Source organism: Aeromicrobium sp. Leaf272 (assembly GCF_001422865.1).
Taxonomy (GTDB): Bacteria; Actinomycetota; Actinomycetes; order Propionibacteriales; family Nocardioidaceae; genus Aeromicrobium.
This window is the reverse complement of sequence record NZ_LMMY01000009.1, coordinates 486,065-488,706: the sequence shown is the minus strand read 5'-3', so window position 1 is coordinate 488,706 and position 2,642 is coordinate 486,065. Positions and strand designations below refer to the sequence as shown.

The following is a 2,642-nucleotide window of genomic DNA, read 5'->3' as shown; positions in this document are numbered from 1 at the left end:
CCCGTGCAGGCGTGAGATTTCCGTGACTCAGAGGTCGAGGGCGGTCCGCGCCTCGACCAGCGACGGTCCGTACCAGGTGAGCAGCCGACCCGACACGAGCCGTGTCGGCGCCGACGTGAACGCCTCGGGACCGTCGTCGGGTCCGAACACGTAGGGCTCGTCGGGCAGCAGCACCAGGTCGACGTCCGGGGTGTCGACGTCGGCCAGCTCGACGTGCGGGTACCGCGAGGTCGGGTCCGGCGCCGCGCCGACCGACACCGTCCACCCGAGCCGACGCAGCAGGTCGGCGGTGAAGGTGCGGGGGCCGACGACCATCCACGGGTCGCGCCAGATCGGTACCACCACGGTGCCGCGCGTCGCCGGGGCCGGCGCCTCCCACGCAGCCGACGCCGCGCCGAGCCAGTCGGGCACACCCCACCCGAGCGCGTCGTCGAACAGACGTCGCAGCGACCCGAGCGCCTCGTCGACGGTCTCGATCCGGGTGACCCACACGGGCACGCCGGCCTCACGCAGACGTCGGACGTCGAGCTCGCGGTTCTCCTCCTGGTTCGCCACCACCAGGTCCGGTCGCAGCCGTTCGATCGCGGCGCGGTCGGGGTTCTTGGTGCCTCGCACACGCGTGACGTCGAGGTCGGTGGGGTGGGTGCACCAGTCGGTGGCGCCCACGAGCGCCTCGGGGCGGGCAGCGGCCAGACCCTCGGTGACCGACGGCACGAGGCTCACCACGCGGCGCGCCTCGCGGGGCACGTCGACGTCGTGGCCGAGGTCGTCCTTCATCGGCGGATGCCGAGCCCTCCGCTGAGGGGGAGCGCCCAGTCGGTGCGGTCGGTGGCGATCGCTGCGTCGAGCAGGGCGGCGATGTCGTCGGGGAAGGGCGTCGGTCGACGGGTCGCGAAGTCGACGTGGACCGAGACCGCCTCCATCACGCAGGACAGCTCCTGCCGGGTGTGGTTGGTCATCAACGCCGCGGCGTGCAGCACCTTGTCGCTGCGGTCGACGATGACCACGCTCACGCCGATCCGGTCGCCCTCGAGGGACTCGCCGAGGTAGCGCAGGTGCTGCTCCGCCGTGAACGTGGTGAGGCCCCGTTCGGTGATGTAGGTGTCCGGCATGCCCAGCTCGTCCTGGTGGCGGGCCCAGAGCGCGTGCCCGCCGAACGTGAAGTAGTGGCCGATGTTCATGTGGCGGTTCTCGTCGAGGTGCTCGGGCCCCACCACGTGCTCGTGCACCGTCGGGAGGGCTGCGACCTGGGCGTAGGTGGGGTGCGTCGTCACCTGACCGACCGTATCGGGCGCCGGGCGCGACGAACCCCGGGGCCGCGACGTGGGTCGCGGCACCCGGGGTCGGTCCGGCTCAGCGGCCGAGGCCCTCGCGGTCGACCTTGCGGTGGAAGTGCATGCCGGCCAGTCCACCGAGCATGGCGCCGACGAGTGCGGCCGCGACCACACCGACGAGGAGCACGACGGCGGCGAGGCTCAGGTCGGACAGGTCGCTCGGGATGCGCGGGAAGGCGTTGAGCTGGTCGAGGACGTCGTAGCGGGTCCCGGCCACGGCTCCGAGGACCGCGACGACGATCGCGGCGACGACGGCCCACGCGAAGACCGCGATGCCCTGCCGGATGCCGTCGAAGCGCGCCATGCGGCCGGCCACGTAGCCGCCGCTGTAGTAGGACACGAGGACGGCCACGAGCACCAGCGCGACGCCGGCCCAGCCGATCTCCTCGGCCGAGAGTCCCTGGTCGGCGGCGGCGTCGGTGACGTCGGCGCCCGACACCAGGCCGACTCCGGCGCCGGCCGCGGCGACGAGAGCGGTGAGCAGCACGGTCATGCCGGTGGCGGTGACCCAGCCGAAGAACGCGCAGACGATCTTGACCCCGCCGAAGCGCTCCTTCTGCCGCTCGACGACCTCCTTGCGGTCGACGACCGGGGTGGCGCGGTCGCCGTCCGCGGTCGTGTCGGCGTGCCTCGGCTCGGAGGCGGCGGGCTGGTGGTCGTGCGTGCTCATGGCGAGCTCCTTGTCATGGGGCCAGGTCGACGACCGAAGGCGTGGTCACGAACGTAGACCGGGTCCCGGGGCGGCGCGACTCGATGAGCGCGCCGCCACCGTCCCGATGATCAGGACCTGGGCGGGGGAGTGCGGTGCTCGCCCGGCGTCTCGAACGGGTCCGGGTCGACGGCGGGTCGATCGGTCACGCCGTGGTCGTCCGCGACGTGGGAGCCGTGCGTCGTCGGGTCGGCCGGCGCCTCGGTGCTCGGGGTGAGGGGCGCCTCGTCGACCGGGCTCTGGTCGGTCGCTCGGTGGTCCCGCCCGGCTTCGGGCACGTCGGGGTCCAGGCGATCGGCCTCGGCGAGCCGGTCGTCGGCCGCGCCCTGCACCTCGGTGGCCTCGTTCTCCAGGTCGACGGCGTGGCGCTCCAGGCGCTCGGCCTCCAGGCGTGCCTCGTCGGCGTCGGCCCGCGCCACGGCGGCGCCGGCCTCGGTGTGCTGCGCGGCCACGGCGGCCTCACGCGCCTCGTCGCGGAGCGTGCCGGCCTTCTGCCGGTCCCGCTGCTCCTGCTCGAGCCGGTGGCGGCGCTTGGCCTCGGCGCTCTTGCGGGCGACCGACACCACCACGGCGAGCAGCAGCAGTGCCACCACGACGGC

Annotated in this window: 4 protein-coding genes; all 4 read right to left on the bottom strand. The window is 73.8% G+C overall.

Going from position 1 to position 2,642, the window contains the following annotated elements; all coding sequences use genetic code 11:
* Positions 1 to 27: 27 nt before the first annotated feature.
* The gene (locus ASF38_RS03980; RefSeq protein ID WP_056573786.1) at positions 28 to 777 is read right to left on the bottom strand and encodes a helical backbone metal receptor; all 750 of its coding nucleotides are present in this window, start codon (positions 775 to 777) and stop codon (positions 28 to 30) included.
* Entirely contained in the window at positions 774 to 1,274 is a 501-nt protein-coding gene (locus ASF38_RS03975; RefSeq protein WP_056556506.1) for a thioesterase family protein, read from the bottom strand. Before ASF38_RS03975 ends, ASF38_RS03980 begins: the two co-directional genes overlap by 4 nt.
* Before the next feature lie 79 nt (positions 1,275 to 1,353).
* On the bottom strand, positions 1,354 to 2,004 hold the full coding sequence (locus ASF38_RS03970) for a hypothetical protein (RefSeq protein ID WP_056556503.1): 651 nt from the start codon (positions 2,002 to 2,004) through the stop codon (positions 1,354 to 1,356).
* 110 nt (positions 2,005 to 2,114) lie between these two features.
* On the bottom strand, positions 2,115 to 2,642 hold a 528-nt coding region (locus ASF38_RS03965; RefSeq protein WP_162237294.1), incomplete at its 5' end, for a hypothetical protein.

Bases quoted from the DNA above. Each gene is read 5' to 3' on its own strand.
- ASF38_RS03980 (WP_056573786.1), bottom strand. From the start codon at position 777: ATGAAGGACGACCTCGGCCACGACGTCGACGTGCCCCGCGAGGCGCGC.
- ASF38_RS03970 (WP_056556503.1), bottom strand. From the start codon at position 2,004: ATGAGCACGCACGACCACCAGCCCGCCGCCTCCGAGCCGAGGCACGCC.